Consider the following 20,678-nt stretch of genomic DNA (forward strand, 5'->3'; position numbering starts at 1 on the left):
GACTGAATGCGCATCGAACCCGGCACCCCACTCGCGGACGCGGTCAAGGCCGCCAGGTCCGCCGCCCTGCGCGGCAACGTGCTCGGCGTCGACCTCGCCTACGAGAAGGCCGCGAGGATCAGCCCGGCCGTGGCCCACGACCACTGCTCGACCCTGCTCAACCTCGGTGCGATCACCAAGGCCGCGCAACGGTGCGACGAGTACCTGAGCGCGGGCAACGACACCACTCTGCGCGTGCTGCGCGCCCAGATCCGCAGTGCCGCAACGGATCACCTCACCGCCGAGCAGGACGTGCGGGAGTTGCGGAGGCTGAAGCTCACGGAACTGGAGCAGGCGAGGCTCGCGCGGGTCGCCGCGCTGGCGGCGGCGGACTTCTACGACTACCCCACCGCGGAGAGCGAGCTGGACGCCGCCGAGCGGCACTTCCGCCGGGCCGGACGTCCTGAGTACCTCGAGCACATCGGGCGCGACCGGCTCCTGCTGGACGTGCGCAGGGGCACCCGCGTCGCGAAGCTCGACGACAGGACGCCCCGCACCCCGATCGAGTTCCTGCAACAGGCAGCCGCGCTGCGCCGCGAGGTGCGCTACGACGAGGCGCTGGCGTTGATGACGAGGTGCGTCACCGGCTACCAGATCGAGGCGGCGCTGAGGTTCGCGGTGCTGTACGAGCTGACGGTGCTGCTGGTCATGACGCGGCAGGCGGGTGCGGCGCGCAGGCTCTTCCCCTTGCTGGTCGCCGCGGCCGGGCCGGAGGTGGTGTCACAGCTGCCGGACGCCACGCAGACGTTCAGCCCGGAACGCAGGCTCTCGCACGTCCGCCGGCTGATCGCCGAGAACGAGCTGATCAAGGCGGAAGGCCTGCTGGGCGAGGGGAACTCCCCGCTGTGGCACCTGACCGCCGCCGAGCTCGCGTTCGCGCTGGGCCGGCTCGACCAGGCCGTGCCGCACTTCGAGGTCGCGAGCCGGTCGGGGCACCCCGAGCTCACCGCGCTGGCGTTGCGCGAACTCGGTGACACGTTCGCCGACGCGGGTCAGGAGGACCTGGCCGCGCAGCACTGGGCCGAGTCGCACCGGATCGAAGACACCATCACCGACCACCGGGACAGCCCCAGCGTCAAACTCCGGATGCTGCGCGCCGCCCCCGGCGTGCAGGACGGCCGGGTGCGGGCCGCGGCCCGGCGCGTTCATCGGGAGGGCGACAAAGCGCTGGCGGGGCTGGTGGTGGCCGTCGAGGCCGCCCGGGGCACGTCGATCCTCCCCGAACCGCGCGAGCTCCCGAGCTTCACCGACCTGCGGGCGGCCAGGCGCTGGCTCGCGAGCGCCACCAGGCACCTGCCGAAGGACCAGGTCGTGTGGATGATGCACGCGACGCCGGACCGGCTCCACCACCTGATCATCGGGCGCAGGACCGCGCACGTGACGACGGACGTCCACATCGGCGACCTGACCGACACGATCCGCCGGATCAAGGCGTGGAAACCCAAGTACGACAAGGCGATCCTCGGTGCGCTGCTCGGCGAGCTGGCCGGTCTGATCGCGTTGGACGAGGTGGTCGGAGCCCTGCCGTCCAAGGCCACCAGGATCGCGGTGGTGGCGGGTGACGTCCTCGCCGACATCCCGCTGGCGGGCCTGCCCGTCCCCGGCGCGAACCTGTTCCTGGGCATGACCCACGCGCTGTCCAGCCTGCCGTGCCTGTCCGCGCTGCGACCGTTGCGACGACGTTCCCAGGAGCTGCGGGGCGACGAGGCGGTGGTCGTCGAGGAGGCCTCGGAGCTGCTGCGCACGCTGGAAACGGGCCGCTTCCAGCGCGTCCGCATCAACGCGCACGGCATGCACGACCGCATGAACCCCGACCAGTCCTGGCTGCAGTTCGGCGACGGACAGGTGACCGTGGAAGCGTTGGGGCAGATGGACTTCAGCGCGTGCGGCACGGTCGTGCTCGGCGCCTGCGAGTCCGGCATGACGCAGCAACGCGGCCGCGACGAACGGCCCGGGTTCGTCCGCGCGGCCATCACCGCGGGTGCGGCGGCGGTCGTCGCCGCCCGGTGGCGGACCGGGAGCGAGGCCGAGCGGAAGGTGCTCGACGCGTTCGACCGCAACCTCGCGAAGTTCCCCCGGGACCTCGCTCTGCAGCACGCGCTGGCCGAAGTCGCCGGCCGGCACCCCGCCGACTGGGCGTGCTGGTCCCTGCACGGCGACGCGGGCGTTCAGACCTCAGCCGGCCCGCTGCGCAGAAGACTCAGGAAGAACGGAGACCCCGTGCCGCTCGAGACCCGTCCCAAGGTGTTCCTGTCGTTCGCCGGAAAGGACCGCGCGCACGCCGAGCAGCTCCGTGCCGACCTGGAAGCCCGCAACGTCAACGCCTTCCTGGACGAGAACGAGCTCGCGCCCGGCGGCAACGTGGCCGCCGCGATCGACGAGGCGTTGGCGACCTCCGACTACTACGTCCTGCTGTGGTCGGCGAACACCCCGCAACGCGAGTGGGCCGGCCAGGAGTGGACGGGGGCGCTGACCCTGGAGATGACGCGCCGCCGCGCCTTCCTGTTCATCGTGCGGGTGGACGAGGAACCGTTGCCACCGCTCCTCGCGCCGCGCAAGCACATCGACCTCGTGGACGCCGCCGACCGCCTCGTCGCCGCGTGGCGCTCCGACCGCAAGTCGGAGCTCCCCGTGTTCCCGCAACCCGTCCCGCCGACGCCGGACGGCCCGACCGTCGCGATCTCGGTGCGCAGCCACGACCTCGGCACCACGCACGTCGTGATGACCCCGTTGCACGTCACGGGCGCCGAGCTGTACCAGGCGGTGTTCGACGCGCTGCAGCTGCCGACCGAGCAGGTCACGTTCGACGGCACGATCGGCATGCGGTTCCGCTACGAGCTCTACCAGCAGAACGAGCCCATCCCGACCGATCAGTCCACTGTGGACCTCTCGTCCGACGTCGTGGACATCGCGGTCCGCGTCGAGTCGTTCGGCACGCGCGGCTCCTCCACCACCCGCGAGCTCCACCAGGACGACGAGCTCGACGAGGGCTTGGACGTCGACCAACAGCGCATGCTGCTGGTCGCGGCCTTCCGCCACCTGCTCCCCTAGGAGCCCGCCGATCGGGTGAATTCCCTTCCGTCTGTCAGCCTTTGCCGGTTTCAGTGCCTGTAACCGGTGAAGGTCGCCCTTGGGCGGTTAACGACACGGACGGACGCTGAAGGGAAGGCCGTTGAGCGCACCGGACCAGGGCTTCGCGGAGTTCTTCCGCGAGTGCCTGCCCGTGGTGACCAGGACGTTGACGGCCCTGAGCGACGACAACCGCGCCGTCGAGGACATCGCACAGGACGCGTTGCTGATCGCGCAGCACCGATGGTGCGACATCCATGCGTACGACAAGCCCGAGGCGTGGGTGCTCAAAGTCGCGATACGACTCATGCGGCGATGGCAGCAGCGGTATGCGCGCGAAACGCTACTGGCCGAGGTGCCAGAGGTTGTTCAACCCGCCCAGGACGTGGAAGCGCTGCATGCGGCGTTGCGCGAACTCTCTCCCCGGCACCGAGAGACCGTGGCGTTGCACCACCTGCTCGGCTACTCGGTCAGCGAGATCGCCGCGGTGCTGGTGGTCGGCGAGTCGACCGTGCGCACGCACCTCACCCGCGGCCGGGCCGAGCTGCGGCGGATTCTCGGAGGCAGTGATGAGTGAGCTGCTGGCACAGTTCGAACTCGACGACGCCGTCGAGCAGATGTACCGCGCCGGCGAGTCCGCCGAACGAGCAGGTCGTCTGCGCGAGGCGGCCGTGCACTTCCGGGTCGCCGCCGACCAACGCCTCGGTGACGCCGCCGTCCGGCTGGCGCGCGTCCTGTTCGCACTCGGCGAGACCGACGAGGCAACGCAGTGGTGCAAGGCGGCCGTGGCGGACGGGTTCTCCGAGGCCGAGGACCTGATCCGCGAGAACTCCGAGGAGCGCCAACGGTTCCTGGAGCACGCGGCCCGGATCATGGTCGGTGCGCCCACGTTCGACTGGCTGCCGTCCGGGATGCCGTCCCGTCGCGTCCCCGCCTCCGAGATCACGAGACGCACCCGAGCGTTGCGCGCGCTGGACCAGCGCTACGGCGGAATCGCCTGCCACACCTCGGTTCTGGAGCACCTGGCCGCTGTCGAACCGATGGTGGTCGTGGGCGACGCTCCGACGTGGACCGCCGTCGGTGAGGTCTGCGAACTGGCGGGCTGGACGGCGTTCGACAGCGGCATGCCGGGCACGGCGCTACCGCACTTCGCGCGCGCGTTGACGCTGGCACGGCAGGCCGAGAACGAGTCGCTGATCGCGTCCGTGCTGACACACGCAGGCCGGATGTTCCTGCACCACAACGCACCCGACGACGCGCTGAAGGCCTTCCAGCTCGGTTTCGTGGCGGCGCAGAACGCGTGGGCCGACCGGCGCGCACTGAACGATCCGCGACAAGCCATCGCCTCACTCACCACAAAGGTCAGCACATATGGCGAAGGCCGGGCCCGCACTCTCGCGTTGACGGCGTTGGCCCGCAACCACCTCGCTCTGGGTGATGTGGCCGCGGCGACCGAATTCGCTGCGGCAGCCGTGGCATCCGCACGGAACCTGCGTTCGACACGCGCTGAGGACCACCTGCGCTGGCTCGACCAGGAAGCCCGCCAGGCCGGTGCATCTGTGCTGGCAGAGCAGGTTTCGGCCCGTTCGGCACACTCCCGCTGACGCTTTCACCCGATCCGGGCCGATACACGCGTGCGCGCATGCGAGTAGGTTCTGCGGCATGGCCGAGCCTTTTTCGTGGGTGCCCGCAGGGATCAACACGGACGTGCCCAGCGCGGCGCGCGTCTACGACTTCCTGCTGGGAGGTGGCCACAACTTCGCCTCGGACCGCATGGTCGGCGACAAGGTGCTGCAGATCCTGCGCGACGGCCGCGCCATCGCCGCGTCGAACCGCTCGTTCATGCGCCGCGCCGTCCTGCTGATGATGGAGCAGGGCATCACGCAGTTCCTCGACCTCGGCTCGGGCATCCCCACGGTCGGCAACGTCCACGAGATCGTGCAGCAGGAGAACCCGGACGCCCGCGTCGTCTACGTGGACTACGACGAGGTGGCGGTCTCGCACAGCCAGCTCATCCTGGAGGGCAACGCCAACGCGGGCGTCGTCGGAGCGGACATGTGCCGCCCCGACGACGTGCTCTCCGACCCGGTCGTGAAGGACCTGATCGACTTCTCCCAGCCCGTCGGCCTGCTCATGGTCGCCGTGCTGCACTTCGTCTCGGACGACAAGGGCCCGGCCGAGGTCGTCGCCCGCTACCGCGACGCCATGCCCGCGGGCAGCCTGATCGCGCTCTCACACCTCACCGCCGACTTCAAGCCGGACGAGATGGGCGACGTCGTCGAGGCCATGAAGCACAGCCGCGACCCGATGTACTTCCGCGCCCTCTCCCAGTTCGAGCCGATGTTCGCCGGCATGGAGGTCCTCCAGCCGGGCGTCGTCCCGGCGCCGCGGTGGCACCCGGAACTCGGCCCGGCCGGAGAAGGCGGCCCGGAGGACGTCTACGTGGGCGTCGGTCGCAAGGTCTAGCGGAACTTCCAGGCCTGGGCCGCGGAACCGTTGCAGGTCCAGAGGTTCAGGCGCGTGCCGGGAGTGGTCGACGCGCCGGGGTTGTCCAGGCACAGCCCCGACTGCGGGTTCTGCACCGAGCCGTCGGACCGCACGCGCCACTGCTGCGCGCCCGTGCCGTTGCAGTGCCAGAGCTGGACGACGGTTCCGTTCGTGGTGCCGCCGTTGTCGACGTCGAGGCACTTGCCGGCGATGGCGATGGTGCCGTCGGCGACGACGCGCCACTTCTGCGCGTAGGTGTTGTTGCAGGTCCAGATCTGGATCGGGTTGCCGTTGGCGGTGCCGCCCTTGTCGTTGTCCAGGCAGAGTCCCGAGGGCAGTTGGACGGGTCCGGTGCCGGACGGGTGGCGTTCGGCCGGGAGTGACGGCGTGTTGCGGTGGTAGAAGTCGACGGCCAGGTAGTTCGGGGTCTTGCGGGCCGCGGGTTCGCAGAAGCGCTGGGCGCGGTTGACGGTCTTCGAGTTGTCGGTGGCGACGGTGCCCTCCATCGGGACGTCGCGGAAGTGGTTCATCACGTACAGCGGGCGGAAGTTCGCTTCCGTGGTGGTGAGGGGCTTGTCGCCCCAGCGGGAGTAGCAGGACCAGTCGCTGCCGCCGACGCCGGCGCCCATCGACCAGTAGTTCTCGACGGTCCAGTCGCGCTGGTAGAGGACGCCGGAGTCCTCGCGGCCGTCGGGGCTGTGGCTGGTGAAGATGAGCAGGCGCTTGCCTGAGGCCCTCATCTGGGACACCGTGGGCCAGCCGTTCTCGCGGACGCCCTCTGCTCGGTGCAGAACGTCGTTGAGGCCGTTCACGCGGGCCAGTTCGGAGCGCAGGACGTCGGCGGAGACGTAGTCCTCGAGGAAGACCGTGACGATCTCGGTGGGGCGGGACTTCAGGAAGTCGACGATGCGCTTGATGTCGACGTTGAGCGCCACCGGCTTGCTGACGGCCGTGCAGCTGTTGTGGCACAGGATCGCGCCGTCGGGGGTCTGGTGGATGTCGAGCATGAAGCCGCGGACGCCGTCGTTGAGCTGCTGCACGATGCCGCGTGACTGGTTCGGGGCGATGTTGGCGAACATGAAGCCGCCGTCGACGCCGTTCGCGTAGGCGTTGTGCGAGGTCAGGAACGTCATCTCGTCCAGGCGCGGGTCGGCGGGGGTCTGGACGCGGACCGGGTTGACCGGCGTGAGGAACCACGTGTCGTTGCCGGTGCCGACGCGGATCTGGTCGGTGCCGGACGCGATCAGGTAGCGATCGGCTCCTGGGTCCTTGAACCGGTATCTGTCCTGGTCGTCCAGCAGCCCGGTCCACTGGGCGTCGGCGCTGGAGCAGCTGGTCATCTGGGTGGCGTCGCCCGCACGGCCGAGGCACTGGCCGCCTTCGGACAGCGTGCTGCCGTTCCAGGAGAACTGCTGGCGGTCCTCGTTGCCCTTGGGGCGGTGCTGCTGGACGGAGGAGCCGGAGACGGCCGCGTTCTGGCCGGTCACGGCGCTCTGCAGGTAGTAGTTGCCGTTGGGGGCTGCGGCCGCTTCCACGGGGACGACCAGCAGCGACAACAGCGCGAGTGCAGGGATGATGCGCATGAGGTGAAGGCTCGACCATGGACGTGAACATGAAAAGACTTCACTTCGAAATCCGGCCAAACCGAGACATCTGTGGGCCGGGCCACACAACGCGATGCAGCGGTTCGAGCGGCGAGAGGGGTTTCCCGTACCGCAAGCGACCATCGACGAGAAGGGGGCGGTGTGGGGTTCGACCAGTTCGTCGCTGATCGGCTGGACCGGCTGCTGGGCTACGCCACCGCGATCACCTGCGACAAGCATCTGGCGCAGGACATCGTGCAGGACGTGCTCATGCGCGCACAGGGCAAGTGGGAGCGCATCGGAGCGATGGATGCGCCCTATCTCTACGTGAAGCGCATGGTGACCAACGACTACCTGTCGTGGCGGCGGCGCAAGGCGGCCAAGGAGATCGCTGTCGAGCGCAGCGAACTCGCTGAGCGCGTGCCGTCGATGGCCGATCCGGCTGACGCGCACGCCGAACGCGAGGCCATGCGCGCACGGATCGCCATCCTGCCGCGCAAGCAGCGTGCCGCGTTGGTGCTGCGGTTCTACGAGGACTGCAGCGACGCCGAGATCGCACAGGTGCTCGGGTGCGCGGAATCCACCGTGCGCAGCCAACTCTCTCGCGCGCTGCAGACGTTGCGCGCTCACGAACTCGCCCGGTCCGCCACCCTGGGGGTGCACTCATGAACGACCTGATCCGCCAGGCCATCGCCGCCGAGGCCGACGAGCGCGTCGACTCTCGGACCGTGCTGGCCGAACTGCACAAGCGCAGGAAGAGCAAGCCGTTCGGCTTGATCATCGGTGTCGCGACGCTCACCGTCGCCGCTGCCGCCGCGGCCGTCATCATCCCGACGACGATCAAGAAGACCGACGCGGCGCCGGCGAACGCACCGGTCGCCGAAGCGCAGAACGTCCTGCTCATCGGCACGGACGAGACCCACCGCAGCGACGCGCTCGTGCTCGCCCGCTTCGAGGGCGACGGGTCGGCCACGGTCATCTCGCTGCCCAGGGACATCTACGTGGGCGCGAGCCCCGACCGGCTCAACAGCCTGTACATGCAGGACCCGCGCAGGCTGGTGGACGCGGTCGAGCAGCTGACCGGGACGAGGGTCGACCACTGGGCGGCGGTGAACATGGCGGCGTTCGGGGAGGTCGCGGCCGCTGTGGGCGGCGTGGAGGTGTGCCTGAACGCGGCCGTGAACGACCCGTACAGCGGCGCCGACCTGCCCGCGGGCAAGCAGGTGATCGCCGGTGACCAGGCACTCGCGTTCCTGCGGCAGCGGCACGGTCTGCCGCTGGGCGACCTCGACAGGGTGAAACGGCAGCAGGCCTTCCTCGCCGGGTTCGCAGCGAAGATCACCGGGGAGACCGGCCCGGTCCTCGCCCGCCTGGTCGGCAAGGCGGTTCAGGTCGACGAGGGCTGGGACGTGGTGGCCTTCGCGACGCGGTTCCAGGGGCCGGTGAAGATCCGGACCTCCACCCTGCTGGTGAATCAGGAGGTCGTGCGCGACAGCGCGTACGGCTACGCGGTCGATCCGGCTCAGGGGAAGAAGTTCGTCGAGGAGCAACTGAGCGGCAAGGGCCAGGCCGGGACCGGGTGCGTGGACTGACGATCACTCGGATGGAGCATCAAGTCGCCCTTCTGCGCAGCCGATGACCTGCATGTGGCGCGCGAGACGGCCGCTACGATCGGTTTGTGCGCGAACCACTTGAACGTGACTCCGAGATCGCGCACATTCGTGAAGCTCTGGACGCAGCCACCCGTGGTGAGGGTCGTGTCGTCGTCATCGAGGGCCGTGCGGGCATCGGCAAGACCAGGCTCGTGCACGAGTGCCGTGAACTGGCCAAGGAACGCGGTTTCGGTCGGCTGCAGGCTGTCGGCGACGCCCTGGAGAGCGCCATGGCGTGGGGCGTCGTCCGGCAGATGGTCGAGCGGTCGGTGTCGCGGTACTCCGGCGAGATCCGCGAGAAGATCCTGGCCGGGCCGTCCGGGGCGGCGCTGAGGTCGCTGGACGACGCCGCGCTCGACCCGAGCCAGGCCGAGTTGGCGCGCACGCTGCACTCGTTGTGGTGGGTCGCGGTCGACCTCTCCTCCACCCGCCCGTTGCTGATCACGGTGGACGACGCGCACTGGGCGGACCACTCGTCGCTGCAGTTCCTCGTCTACCTGTCCCGCCGGATCGCCGACCTGCCGATCGCACTGGTCGTCGCGACCCGGCCGCCGAGGGACAACTCCGGGCCGCTCGCGCAGCTCAGCGTGTCCGCCGACCGGTTGCTGCCGCGCCCGCTCACCGCGGACGCGCTCAGCGCGCTGGTCGGCGGGCACCCCGAGGTGATCACCGCACTGCACGCGGCCAGCGGCGGAAACCCCTTCCTGTCCGGCGTTCTGGTCGACGAGCTCGCCGCGCTCGGGCTGCCGCTCGACGACGCCGCGACGGCCGAGAAGGTCGGCACGCTCGGACCCAGCACCGTTTTCCGCGCCACGCTGGGAAGGCTGTCCGCCGAGGCGGTGTCGCTCGCGGGCGCGGTCGCCGTTCTCGGCACGCACGCGGATCCGTGGCAGGCAGCGGAACTGGCCGGGGTCACCGATCTCCCCGGTGCGGTCGAGGCGTTGACGGCGGCGAACGTGCTCGTCACCGGCGAGCACCTCGAGTTCGTGCATCCCGTTGTGCGCGAAGCGGTTCTGACCGGCCTCGGGCCGATCGGGCGCGCCTCGCTGCACGCGCGCGCCGCGAAGTCGTTGTGGGATAGGCACGCACCGGCTGACCGCGTGGCCGCGCATCTCGCCCATGCTCCACAAGGGACACTTCCGAACGCCGCGGAGGTGCTGCGGAAAGCCGCGGCGACGTTGTTGTCGGCCGGAGACCCTCGCACGGCCGCAGGACATCTGAAGCGGGCGGTGGACGAGAAGCCCGATGACGCCGGGCTGCGTGCGGAACTGGGCCGGGCGCTGCTGCGGGTCGGCGACGCGGTGAACGCGCACCGGCACCTGAAGGCGGCGGCGCAGGGCCTGCCGGACGCGGAACTGGTGGCGGCGGCGGCTTCGGCGACGGCCGCGCTGGAAGGCCCGGCCGCGGCGATCGCGGAACTGACCGAGGCCATCGCGGCCCGCCCCGACGGCGAGTCGCGGCTGCACCTCGAAGCACGGCTCGCGGTGTTCCGCTCGTTCCTGCCCGACCAGCGGCAGATCGCGTCGGAGCACCTCAGCGCGTACGCGGGCCTCGCCGGCAGCACCCCGGACGAACGCACGTTGCTCGGCCTCCTCGCGCAGATGGGCCGCTACGAGGTGTGGCCGCACGACGAGGTGGCCACGACGGCGACGCGCGCGCTCGCGAACGGTGCGTACCTCGACGACGCGACGGGCAGCACGGACGCGATGGTCGCGTGGCTGGTGGCGTTGCTCGCGCTGATGGCAGCCGACGGCGTCGACACCGCACGGCACGAGATCGACCGCGCCAGGCTGAAGGTGCGGGCGCACGGGTCGCCGATCGAGTTCGCGATGGTGGCGAACGCGTCGCTGTTCCTGAACTGGCGCCGCGGCGACATGCGGGCCGTCGAGGCGGAGGCCGAGGGCGCGCTGGCCGCCGTCGCGCACGAGGACCCGGTGTCCGAGGTGATCAGCCTGCGCGCGACCTCGACGCACTTCGCGGTCTACGCGGCCCTCGAACGGGGCGACGTCGCGGCGGCCGACGCCTTCATCTCGGCGTTCGACGGAGCCCACGCCGATGCCCGGCTGACCATGCCGATGATCTGGCTGCACGAGGTGCGCGCGTTGATCGCGCTGGCCGAGGGCGACGCACGGCGCGCGATGTCCGAGGCCTACCGCCAGCGCGACGCGATGCACCAGGTGCACGTGGATCCGCCGACGATCCCGTGGCGTGCGGTGGCGACCAAGGCCGCGTTGCAGCTCAACCAGCACGAACTCGCCCTGGAACTGGCCGCCGAGCAGCTCGAGGTCGCCCGCAGGTGGGGCGCCGCGACCGAGGTCGGCGCGGCTCTGAAGTTGCTCGCGCACGCCTCCCCCGATGCACGGCTGGAGCTGCTGACCGAGTCGGTGTCCGTGCTGGAGGAGTCGCCGTCACGGCTGGAGCTCGCCCGCTCGCTGGTGGACCTGGGCGAGGCGCTCCGGGTGGCCCGGCGGCGGACGGACGCGCGCGAGCCGTTGCACAAGGCCATCGACATCGCCGAGAAGTGCGGCTCGGCGGTGCTGCAGACCCGCGCGGCCGAGGCGTTGGAAGCACTCGGCGACCGGCCCCGGCGGCACACGGCGCTGGGGGCGGAGGCGCTGACGGCGTCCGAACGCAGGGTGGCCGACCTCGCGGCGGCGGGCAGGGCGAACAGGGAGATCGCGCAGGAGCTGTTCGTGACGCCGAAGACGGTCGAGAACCACCTCGGCCGCATCTACACGAAGCTCGGGATCGCGGGTCGCAGGGACCTCGCACGCGTCCTCGCCTGAGACAGAGCGACGTGGGGGTGTCCCTGATACACCCAACTTTTCCGCAGCGGGGTTGAGGGTCTTCCCCTCATGCCCTTGGGGGTCCGCCTCGGCGAATCTTGTGTCACCGCAGGGGAACACAGGAACTCGAAGGGGAAACCGAAATGATCCGCAACGCCCTGATCGCCGCCGCCGCTCTCACCGCCGTCGTCGCTCCCGCCACCGCCGTCGCGGACCCGGTCATCGGCACCCCGCCCCCGTGCGTCGGCGCCTCCGACCTCGCGGGCCCCGACTTCAACGTCAAGAAGTGCGGTGTCAGCGACGTGGACCAGCACCGCGCCGGTCTCGAGAACAACGGCAACGCGTACTGCGGCCCGGCCTCGCTCTACAACGTCCTGCACTACTGGGGCCATGAGAAGGACGCCCCGGTCGGCTGGCTGACCACCAAGGTCGGCAACCTCAACCCGAAGGACCCCGCCGACTTCGGCGTCATCACCAACTCGATCGGGCGCATCGGCGTCGACGCGAAGTACGACGGCGGCACCAGCCTCGGCAACCTGCGCAAGGCGTGGGACATCGCCACCAAGCCCGCCCGCGACGCCGGTTGGACCACCTCCACGGGCGCCGTCGGCACCCACGAGAACCCGGACTTCGCCGGCGACCTCGCGAAGAAGCTCAACGAGGGCCCGCTGCAGATCGTGTACGGCCGCTACAAGGCGGGCCCCACGACCGGTTCGCTGCAGCGCAGCGGCGGCCACATCGTCACCGTCGTGTCCGCGACCGGCTCGTTCGGCGGCAACACGATCCAGCTGAAGCTGGCCGACCCGGGCCGCGCGGGCGACAGCGGCCAGGGCAACTACCTGTCCACCCAGTCCGGCTACGAGTCGCTCGACGTCACGCTGACCAAGCGGTCCATCAAGGAGTACGTGCCGGTCAAGGACGACGAGAACACCCGCGAGGACGAGTCGCTCGAGCCGGGCACCTACCGGACCGTGACGCGCTGGGAGCTCACCGGGCCGCGCTACGTCAGCGACACCACCCGTCAGATGATCGAGGCGTTCAACTGGTTCGACATGGCCAAGTAGTCCTGCCGGAATTCGGGCCGCATCCCTTCAGGGGTGCGGCCCTTCGGCAGTGGCGTGGCCCGGAACGTTGCCGGGCGGATTCGCGGTCAGACGGGTGCATCGTGGTGCCGCCCCCACGCCCTCGTACTGGTTGTACGGGGGCGTGGGGGCGGCACCGCGAGGCGCCCTGCTGAGCGTGAATCCGCTCGCCAACGGGCCGGGTCACGCCACTAGCCTGGGGTTCATGCACCACCGCGATCGGGAACGCACCCGCCGCCGGTTGCTGGACGCCGCGTTCGTCGAGTTCGCCGCCCACGGGATCGCCGGGGCGCGGATGGAACGCATCGCGCGCATAGCCCGGTGCTCCGCGGGTCTCGCCTACAACTACTACGGCGGCAAGGACGAGCTGTTCGACGCCGTGCAGTCGGAGGTGGCGGGCGCGGCGGCGGTGGAGTTCGACGTCCGCGACCTGCCGGGGTACGCGGCCAGGCTGTACGACCTGCAGCACCGGCACCCCGAGTTCGCCCGGCTCGCAACTTGGCAACGGCTGGAGCGGCGCGCCTCCGTGAGCCGGGCGGCCGAGGTCGAGGCGATCCGGTCGGCTCAGGAGTCGGGGGTGGTGTCGTCGCGGTTCCCGGCGGAGCAGGTGCTGCAGCTGGTGCTGGCGGTCGCGTCGATGTGGTCGTCGGCGCCGTCGACGTCGGATCACGTGGTGAGGCGGCGGACCGTGGAGGACGCGGTGCGGCGGCTCGTGGAGCCCTAGTTCAGCCGCCGGAGCACCGGCGCGCGTGCGGTTAGCCTGGAGGTATGCGTGTTCTCGTGGTCGCCGCTCCCCTCCTTGGTCACGTCTTCCCGTTGATGCCGCTGGCCCTGGCGTTGCGCGACGCGGGCCACGAGGTCGTGGTCGCGACGGGCGGCGAGGCGTTGCGGGTTCGCGACTCCGGGTTGCGCGTCGAGGACGTCGTGCCCTCGAGCGTCCGGTTCGGACCGATCGCGATGCGCATCATGCTGACGCATCCGCTGGTGGCCAGGCGGGAGATGCGGGGCAGCGGGCGGCTCGACTTCGTGTCGCGGTTGTTCGGTGCGGTCGGTGACGCGATGACGGCGCCGTTGCGGGTGCTTGCGGAGAGTTGGCGGCCGGATGTCGCGGTGCACGAACCGCTGGCCGCGGCCGGGTCTGCGTTGGGGGTGCCGTCGATCGTGCAGGACGTGTCGCTGTTCGACGGGCTGGAGCTGACGGCCGCGGTCGGGGCGCGGATGAAGGCCGGAGTTCGTTCTCCCTCAACGGTTCTGCGGACGGCGCCGGCGTCGCTCGCGGAGTTCGGCGGTGGGGAGCGGATGCGGTTCGTGCCGTACAGCGGGGACGGGGAGGTGCCGCGGTGGCTCGCGGAGCCGTCCGGCAAGCCCCGCATCCTGGTCAGCCGGAGCACCGCGCCCGGTCCCGGTTCCGGCCGGATGATGGCGGCCGTGGTCAGGGCGGCCGAGCGGGTGGACGCCGAGTTCGTGCTGGTGCGTCCCGAACGGACCGAGGGGTTGCCGGACAACGTCCGGACGGTCGGGTGGGTGCCTGTGCCGCGCGTGTTGCCGTTCTGCGACGGGATCGTGCACCACGGCGGTGCGGGGACGTTGCTCGGTGCGCTCGCGGCCGGGGTGCCGCAGCTGGTCGAGCCCGGCCCCGGGGACCGGACCGTGCACGCGAACGCGATCACGGCGCGCGGGGCCGGGCTGGCGGCGGAGCCGCGCGAGGTGACGCCCGAGCTGCTCACGCGGTTGATCGAGGACTCGAAGCTGCAGCGGGCCTCCGGTGAGGTGCGCGCCGAGATCGCCTCGATGCCGTCGCCGTCGGAAATAACTGACCAGTGGCACAGGTTCGCGAGATTGACACCGATGTAATAGAAGAACACCTAATGTGGCCGGGTGCGCATTCTCTTCTCGAGCTTAGGCTCCCACGGACACGTTTACCCGTTACTTCCGCTCGCGACCGCCGCGCGAGCGCAAGGACATGACGTTCTCTACGCCGTCGACGAAGGATTCCACGCGACTGTGGAAAAACTCGGATTCACCGCGGTCGACGCCGGCATCAGCATCTGGTCCGCGTTCCGCCAGGCCAACGAACTGCACGGCACGGCCGGGTTCCGCCGGGACATGCTGCGCCAGACGGCCGTCGACGCGTTCGGATCAGTGCTGCCCAGGGCCTTCGTGACCGATCTGGAGCCGGTGCTCGAACGGGACAAGCCCGACCTCGTGGTCTTCGAGCTCATGAACGCCGGCGCGGGCCTCGCGGCCTTGCGGGCGGGCATTCCGGCCGTGTGCCACGGGTTCGGCAAGATGGACGAAACCCTCGTCCCGGAGGCCATGAGCGATCTCCTGCTGGAGTACGTCGCCGAACTCGGCATCACCCTGCCGAATGGGCAGCACTACGGCCTGGGATCGACTTATCTCGACGTCTTCCCGCCGTCCCTGCAGGATCTCGGATTTCTTTCGGACGTGGATCGGATTCCGATGCGCCCGGTCCCCTTCACCGAACCGGGCGAATTGCCCGATTGGGTCGTGGCGCACGAAAGGCCGTTGGTCTACCTCACGTTCGGCACGGCGTTCGCGAACCCGGACGTGCTGCGCAACGCGATCACCGGCCTGTCCGGTGTGGACGCCGAGGTCCTGGTCGCGACCGGGCCCCAGGTCGACCCGTCCGCGCTCGCCGGCGTGCCGGACCACGTGCACCTGCTGCCGTGGGTGCCCCAGGCGGATCTGCTCGCGCACGCAGATCTCGTCGTGCACCACGGTGGCGCCGGCACCACGGTCGCCGCGATGACGCACGGCCTGCCGCAGCTCGTGCTGCCCCAGGGCGCCGACCACTTCCGCAACGCCGGGATCGTCACGAGCACCGGGTTGGGAGCGCAGCTCGTCGGCGCGGACTTCACCGCCGACGCGGTGCAGGAGACAGCGCGGAAGCTGTTGCAGGACAACGATGTGCGGGTCGCGAACGCGGGCATCGCCGCAGAGATCGCCGCCATGCCCCACCCCGATGACGTCGTGCCGAGGCTCGTCGAACTGGCCGGCTGACGACGTGCGGACCGGTGCCTACTCGCTGGGCACCGGTTTCAACGCCGACAACACGTCGTCGACGGAGTCGTACAGCGAGAGGACGTCGGCCACGCCCGTGACCTGCAACGGGCGTCTGACGGCACGCTGCGGCGCCACGACGTGCAGCTTCTTGCCGTGCTCATCGGCGATCTCGTGGGCCGAGATCAACGTGGAGATGCCGGTCGAGCCGAAGAAGCTGACCAGCGTGAGATCGGCGACGAGGGCTGGTCCGGCGGAGGCGAAGCCGAGACGAACGGCGTCCAGCACGACATCTGCCGTGTCGACGTCGATCTCTCCCTCCACCTCGACGACCACCACTCCGGCCACCTCGGTGGCACGTACCGTGAGCAGCGGCGATTCCTCAAACTGTTCTTCGTTCACCAGCACTCCCCGGTGGCCGAAGCGCACGAGACCCTGACTCCGAGCACGCTGCTGAACCCGGCTACGTCTCCGACGTTACGGCCGTTGCTTCCCCATCACAACCTATCCCACGCCCAACCGTCTCACGGCGTCGACGAGCTCGGTGTTGCGCACCCCCTTGGCCAGGTAGTGCGTCACACCGGCGCGCCGCATCTCGTCGACGGCGCCGGGGTCGGCGTAGGCGGAGAACGCCAGGATCCTGGTGCCGGGGGCGCGCCGGAGGATCTCCGCGGCCGCGCGCGAACCACCGCCGAACGGCATCCGCACGTCGAGCACGACCACCGTCGGCGAGTGCTGTTCGGCCAGCTCGACCGCCTCGCGGGCGTCGGCGGCGACGGCCACCACCTGCAGGTCGGGCTCCTCGTCGAGCACGTCCCTGAGGACGTCCCTGATCAGGGGATCGTCGTCGGCGATCAGCACCCGGACGATCACGGCCGCACGTCCGGCAGCCAGAACTCGACGACAGTGCCCCCGCTCCCGCTCGCGGACACCGTGCACCAGCCGCCGGAGGCCTCCGCGCGCTCCCGCATCTCGATCAGGCCGAAGTGCCCCGCGTTCGGGTCGAGGTCGGGCAGCCCCGTGCCGTCGTCCACCACCCGGACGAGGAACCCGTGATCCACAGTGGACAGGTCGAGGACCGTGCGCGACGCACGCGCGTGCTTGCGGACGTTGGTCAGCGCTTCCTGGCAGATGCGGAAGATCGTGATGGCCGCGTCCTCACCGGGCTCGCGTTCGAGCGCGTAGCGGATCTCCCCGGCCATGGAGGTGTCCGCGAGGTAGGTCGCCAGCGAGTCGCGCAGGCCCTGGCGGTCGATGCCGGGCGGCCGGACGCGGAACACCAGGTTGCGCAGCCTGCTGATGGTGGCGCGGACCGCGCCGTCGAGCTGATCCAGGGCGCCGCGGTGTTCCTCGGGAAGCCTGCGGGCGAGCAGCTGGAGCCTCATGTCGACGGCGACCATGGCCTGGATGGTGTCGTCGTGGACGTCCCACGCGATGCGCTGCCGTTCCCGCTCCTGCGCCTCGACGAGGTGCGCGAGCAGCCGGCGGCGGTCGGTGAGTTGCTGCTCGGCGCGCCGCCGTTCGGTCATGTCGCGGGTGACCTTGCCGAACCCGCGCAGCTCGCCGCCGTCGTCGTAGAGCGCTGTGATGATCACGTTCGCCCAGAACCGGGTGCCGTCCTTGCGGACCCGCCAGCCCTCGTCCTCGATCGCGCCGTCGGCCCTCGCGACCCTCAGTTCCCACTCGGGCTTGCCGGAGCGGACGTCCTCCTGCGGGTAGAACGTCGAGAAGTGTCGGCCGATGATCTCCCCGGCGGCGTAGCCCTTGATGCGCTCGGCGCCGGCGTTCCAGCTCACGACGTGCCCGCCGGGGTCGAGCGCGAAGATCGCGTAGTCCCGCACGCCCTGCACGAGCAGCCGGAAGAGATCGCTGTCGCGCCAAGCTTCCGGTTGCACGGCCTCATCATGGGGCTCAGGCCGTCAGCTCACACCAGACGACCTTCTGACCAGCGCGTTCCAGGACGCCCCAGCTGTCGGAGAGGAGGGCGACGAGCTGGAGGCCCCAGCCGTCGGCGCGCGGCTCGGGGCGTGCGGCGGCGTCGTCGACGACCTCGATCAGCATCGTCTCCTCACCGCCCGCGATGCGCACGACCGGGCGGCCGCTGCCGTGGCAGACGGCGTTGGTGGTGAGCTCGTTGACGACCAGCACGACGTCGGCGTGGTTGCCGCGATATCCGCAGGTGGAGGCCGCACGACGGGCGAACTCGCGCGCGAGCGCCACACCACCGCGCCGATCGGCGTCCGGCAGTGAGAAGACGGCCTCTCCGAGCGAACTCTTGGTCACCGCACCACAGTGCACCAACGGCGGTCGTGCGTGGAGACGCAGGCAAACCAGGCCGTCTGGTGCAGGTGCATCAGTCGAGGAGGCCCTCGCGGCGGGCGATGGACACCGCTTCGAGCTGCGAGCGCGCTCCCAGCTTGTCGAGCACGTGCTGCACGTGGTTGCGCGCGGTGTTGCGGGCGACGCCGAGCCTGGTCGAGATCTGCTCGGGACCGGCACCGTCCGCGAGCAGCGACAACGTCTCCCGCTCCCGTGCTGTGAGCGTGGAGCCCGCGATCCCGACCCGTCCGGTCAGCCGGTCGAGCACGCCCGCGAGCAGCCTCGGGTCGAACACGACCTCGCCCGCGGCGACCTTGCGGACCGCCTCGACCAGGTCGTCGAGCCGTGCCGACTTGAGCATCAGCCCCGATCCACCGGCCTCCGCGACGCGCGCGGCGACCGAGGCCGTCGCCTCGCCCGTCAGCACCAGGACCTTGGCGCCCGCCTCGACGAACCGGCCGATCAACGCCGTGCCGTCGCCGTCGGGCAGTCTGCGGTCGAGGAGGACGACGTCGGGCCTGCCGCACTCCGCTTCCGCGAGCGCGGCGGCGACGGTGGACGCGCGGGCGATCACGTCGATCCCGGCGCGTTCCAGGGCCTGGCCGATCGCCTCGGCCACCATGTCGTGGTCCTCCACGAGAACCACTCTGGTCATGGCCTTCAGCGTACGGCGTACCGGAAGTTCCGCGACCGCCCGACCACGAACGGCCGCACCGCCTCGAACACCTCTTCGTGCTGCTCTTCCACACCGAGCCGCGGTGAGATGAGCTTGATCAGGTGGGTGGCCCCGGTGCCGAGGGCAGCGCCGAGCGGGAGCACGCCGAGGAAGATCTCGGCGCTGGAGTTCGCGGCGATCTCCCTCGCGCGCTGCAGCGCGTCCAGCGGCAGGTCTTGCAGCAGCACGTTGTCGCCCTGGTAGGCGTGCGGCGGCAGGGGTTTGCCGGCGGCCTCGGCGAACGGCTTCGCGCTGAACTCCTCCTTGAGCACGGGCGCGACGCGGAGGTGGTCGACGTCGAACGGTTTCGTGCTCGCGAAGGTGACGCGCACGACGTCGCCGAGGGTGGTGAGAGCCGGAGTGACGTGGCCGGGCAGGTCCCAGGTGTGGAACGCGTCGAACACCTCCCGCGCGTACCGGACCTCGAAGAACATCTCGCCCGCGTGCACCTGGTCGATCGGCAGGAGCTCGAACTCGAGCGCGGTGACGACGTCACCGACCTCCTCCGTCTTGCGGACGCGATCGCTCGCGAAGCCGAACTCCCTCGCCAGCACGCTGAACCCGCCGCCGAGCGTGTAGCCGACGACACCGACGTCGCTCGCGTCGCCGCTGAGCGGGGCGAGGCCGTGCGGGGCGGCCTGCTCGAGCACCTGCTGCCACACCGCGCCCGCCCCGGCCCTCGCGGTGCCGGCCGCGGTGTCGATCTCGACGGCGTTCATGCGCCTGGTGGAGATGAGGACGCCGGTCGTGGCGGTGGTCAGGCCGTGGCCGGTCGCCTGGACCGCGTGCTCCAGGCCGTGGCTCTCCGCGTGGCCGACGGCGTCCTCGACGTCCTGCGCGGTCTCCACGGCGAAGATCACCTGCGGCTCGTGGCGGAGTCCGGTCTGGAACCCGCTGCGTTCGTCGTCGTAGCCGGCGTCTCCGGGGTAGAAGATCTGCATGTCTCCAGGGTTGCTGGCCTGTGTCTATATGTCCAAGATCTAGTTGTGCTGGCTCCTATAATCGTTGGTTATGGAGCTTCGGCAGCTGGAGTACTTCGTCGCGGTCGTGGAGGAGGGCTCCTTCACGCGGGCGGCGGAGCGGGTGCACGTCGCGCAGCCGGGGATCAGCGCGCAGATCAGGCGGCTGGAGCGCGAACTCGGCCACGACCTGCTGGACCGGTCGGGGCGCTCCGTCACGCTGACCGACGTGGGCGCGGCGGTGCTGCCCTGGGCGCGGGCGGCGCTGGGATCGGTGGAGTCGGCCCGGCGGACCGTGGAGGAGATGGCCGGGCTGGTGCGCGGGGCCGTGCGCGTCGGGATGGTCGTCTCGTGCGGGATCATGGACCTGCCTGAGCTGCTGTCGTCGTTCCACTCCTCGTTCCCCTGCGTCGAGATCACGTTGTCGGAGGCCAACTCCGACGTGCTGATCTCGTCCCTTGTGGACGGTCTGCTGGACTTCGCGCTGATCGGGTACGCGGGTGCGGAGCCGGAGGGGCTGGCCGTCCGGGTGCTCGCCGACGAACCGCTCGTGGCCGCCGTCGCCTCTTCGGATCCCTGGTACGGCAGGGAGTCCGTTCCGCTGGACGAGTTGCTCGAGCGCGGATTGATCAGCCTGCCGCCGGGCACCGGGCTGCGCGGGGCGCTGGACGCGGCCTGCGGTGCGCGGCGGCCGCGGATCGCGTTCGAGGCGTCCGCACCGCCGATGGTGATCACGCTGGCGCAACGCGGGCTCGGTCCGGCGATCCTCGCGTCGTCGATGGTCTCCGGCCTGCACGCCGTGCGGATCACCGATCCCGTGCCGCACAGCAGGCTCGCCTTCGCGTGGCGGGCGGAGGGTCCGCACAGCCCGGCCGCGCGGGCGTTGATCGGGCTCGCGGAAAACCAGGTGACAACGATCTAGCGGGCCTGTCACGATCACCGCATGTTCCTGACGGCTGAGCA

The 20,678-nt window shown here is 70.4% G+C and carries 19 protein-coding genes; 12 read left to right on the forward strand and 7 right to left on the reverse strand.

From position 1 onward, the window contains the following. Positions 1–6 precede the first annotated feature (6 nt). The 4 genes from IE307_RS24560 (at position 7) to IE307_RS24575 (ending at position 5,574) form a co-directional block, all read left to right on the forward strand. Positions 7–3,090, forward strand: a complete 3,084-nt coding sequence (locus IE307_RS24560) for a TIR domain-containing protein (RefSeq protein WP_191301506.1) — start codon at positions 7–9, stop codon at positions 3,088–3,090. 121 nt (positions 3,091–3,211) lie between these two features. Beyond that, positions 3,212–3,685 carry an RNA polymerase sigma factor gene (locus IE307_RS24565; protein ID WP_191301508.1) on the forward strand — a complete coding sequence of 158 codons (474 nt, stop codon included), beginning with the start codon at positions 3,212–3,214 and terminating at the stop codon, positions 3,683–3,685. Further along, entirely contained in the window at positions 3,678–4,712 is a 1,035-nt protein-coding gene (locus tag IE307_RS24570; protein WP_191301511.1) for a tetratricopeptide repeat protein, read from the forward strand. The genes IE307_RS24565 and IE307_RS24570 overlap by 8 nt, the downstream gene beginning before the upstream one ends. 58 nt (positions 4,713–4,770) lie before the next feature. Next, complete coding sequence (locus IE307_RS24575; RefSeq protein ID WP_191301513.1) at positions 4,771–5,574, forward strand: SAM-dependent methyltransferase; 804 nt, start codon at positions 4,771–4,773, stop codon at positions 5,572–5,574. Here the strand turns inward: IE307_RS24575 and IE307_RS24585 are convergent. Further along, complete coding sequence (locus IE307_RS24585; RefSeq protein WP_229905022.1) at positions 5,571–7,178, reverse strand: PI-PLC domain-containing protein; 1,608 nt, start codon at positions 7,176–7,178, stop codon at positions 5,571–5,573. The genes IE307_RS24575 and IE307_RS24585 overlap by 4 nt on opposite strands. Positions 7,179–7,340: 162 nt before the next feature. Between IE307_RS24585 and IE307_RS24590 the strand changes: the two genes are divergently transcribed. The 7 genes from IE307_RS24590 (at position 7,341) to IE307_RS24620 (ending at position 15,722) form a co-directional block, all read left to right on the forward strand. Next, positions 7,341–7,847 carry a SigE family RNA polymerase sigma factor gene (locus tag IE307_RS24590; RefSeq protein ID WP_191301515.1) on the forward strand — a complete coding sequence of 169 codons (507 nt, stop codon included), beginning with the start codon at positions 7,341–7,343 and terminating at the stop codon, positions 7,845–7,847. After that, positions 7,844–8,770 (forward strand): LCP family protein, encoded by a 927-nt coding sequence (locus tag IE307_RS24595; protein WP_191301517.1) that lies wholly within the window; start codon positions 7,844–7,846, stop codon positions 8,768–8,770. Before IE307_RS24590 ends, IE307_RS24595 begins: the two co-directional genes overlap by 4 nt. Positions 8,771–8,856: 86 nt before the next feature. After that, on the forward strand, positions 8,857–11,616 hold the full coding sequence (locus tag IE307_RS24600) for a helix-turn-helix transcriptional regulator (protein ID WP_191301519.1): 2,760 nt from the start codon (positions 8,857–8,859) through the stop codon (positions 11,614–11,616). Between the two features lie 143 nt (positions 11,617–11,759). Beyond that, positions 11,760–12,680, forward strand: coding sequence for a hypothetical protein (locus tag IE307_RS24605; RefSeq protein WP_191301521.1), 921 nt, complete (start codon positions 11,760–11,762; stop codon positions 12,678–12,680). Between the two features lie 223 nt (positions 12,681–12,903). After that, entirely contained in the window at positions 12,904–13,422 is a 519-nt protein-coding gene (locus IE307_RS24610; RefSeq protein WP_191301523.1) for a TetR/AcrR family transcriptional regulator, read from the forward strand. Positions 13,423–13,466: 44 nt separating this feature from the next. Continuing rightward, on the forward strand, positions 13,467–14,552 hold the full coding sequence (locus IE307_RS24615; RefSeq protein ID WP_191301525.1) for a nucleotide disphospho-sugar-binding domain-containing protein: 1,086 nt from the start codon (positions 13,467–13,469) through the stop codon (positions 14,550–14,552). 24 nt (positions 14,553–14,576) lie between these two features. Beyond that, a complete protein-coding gene (locus IE307_RS24620; RefSeq protein WP_191301527.1) occupies positions 14,577–15,722 on the forward strand; it encodes a glycosyltransferase in 1,146 nt (381 codons plus the stop codon). 18 nt (positions 15,723–15,740) lie between these two features. Here IE307_RS24620 and IE307_RS24625 read toward each other — a convergent pair whose 3' ends face one another. The 6 genes from IE307_RS24625 to IE307_RS24650 all read right to left on the reverse strand — a co-directional run bounded on the left by IE307_RS24625 (position 15,741) and on the right by IE307_RS24650 (position 19,697). Beyond that, positions 15,741–16,124: an STAS domain-containing protein gene (locus IE307_RS24625; protein ID WP_191301529.1), complete on the reverse strand. Its 384-nt coding sequence runs from the start codon at positions 16,122–16,124 to the stop codon at positions 15,741–15,743. A gap of 102 nt (positions 16,125–16,226) precedes the next feature. After that, positions 16,227–16,595 carry a response regulator gene (locus tag IE307_RS24630; protein WP_229905023.1) on the reverse strand — a complete coding sequence of 123 codons (369 nt, stop codon included), beginning with the start codon at positions 16,593–16,595 and terminating at the stop codon, positions 16,227–16,229. Beyond that, positions 16,592–17,617 (reverse strand): PAS domain-containing sensor histidine kinase, encoded by a 1,026-nt coding sequence (locus IE307_RS24635; RefSeq protein WP_191301530.1) that lies wholly within the window; start codon positions 17,615–17,617, stop codon positions 16,592–16,594. The genes IE307_RS24630 and IE307_RS24635 overlap by 4 nt, the downstream gene beginning before the upstream one ends. A 16-nt stretch (positions 17,618–17,633) precedes the next feature. After that, the gene (locus tag IE307_RS24640; RefSeq protein ID WP_191301532.1) at positions 17,634–18,005 is read right to left on the reverse strand and encodes an ATP-binding protein; all 372 of its coding nucleotides are present in this window, start codon (positions 18,003–18,005) and stop codon (positions 17,634–17,636) included. Positions 18,006–18,075: 70 nt separating this feature from the next. After that, on the reverse strand, positions 18,076–18,696 hold the full coding sequence (locus IE307_RS24645; RefSeq protein ID WP_191301535.1) for a response regulator: 621 nt from the start codon (positions 18,694–18,696) through the stop codon (positions 18,076–18,078). Positions 18,697–18,701: 5 nt separating this feature from the next. Next, positions 18,702–19,697, reverse strand: a complete 996-nt coding sequence (locus IE307_RS24650) for an FAD-binding protein (protein WP_191301537.1) — start codon at positions 19,695–19,697, stop codon at positions 18,702–18,704. A 70-nt stretch (positions 19,698–19,767) separates the two neighbouring features. On the opposite strand from IE307_RS24650, the gene IE307_RS24655 reads away from it, so the two are divergent. Continuing rightward, positions 19,768–20,637 carry a LysR family transcriptional regulator gene (locus IE307_RS24655; protein ID WP_191301539.1) on the forward strand — a complete coding sequence of 290 codons (870 nt, stop codon included), beginning with the start codon at positions 19,768–19,770 and terminating at the stop codon, positions 20,635–20,637. Positions 20,638–20,678 lie beyond the last annotated feature (41 nt).

It is taken from the genome of Lentzea cavernae, from assembly GCF_014653695.1.
Lineage (GTDB): Bacteria > Actinomycetota > Actinomycetes > Mycobacteriales > Pseudonocardiaceae > Lentzea > Lentzea cavernae.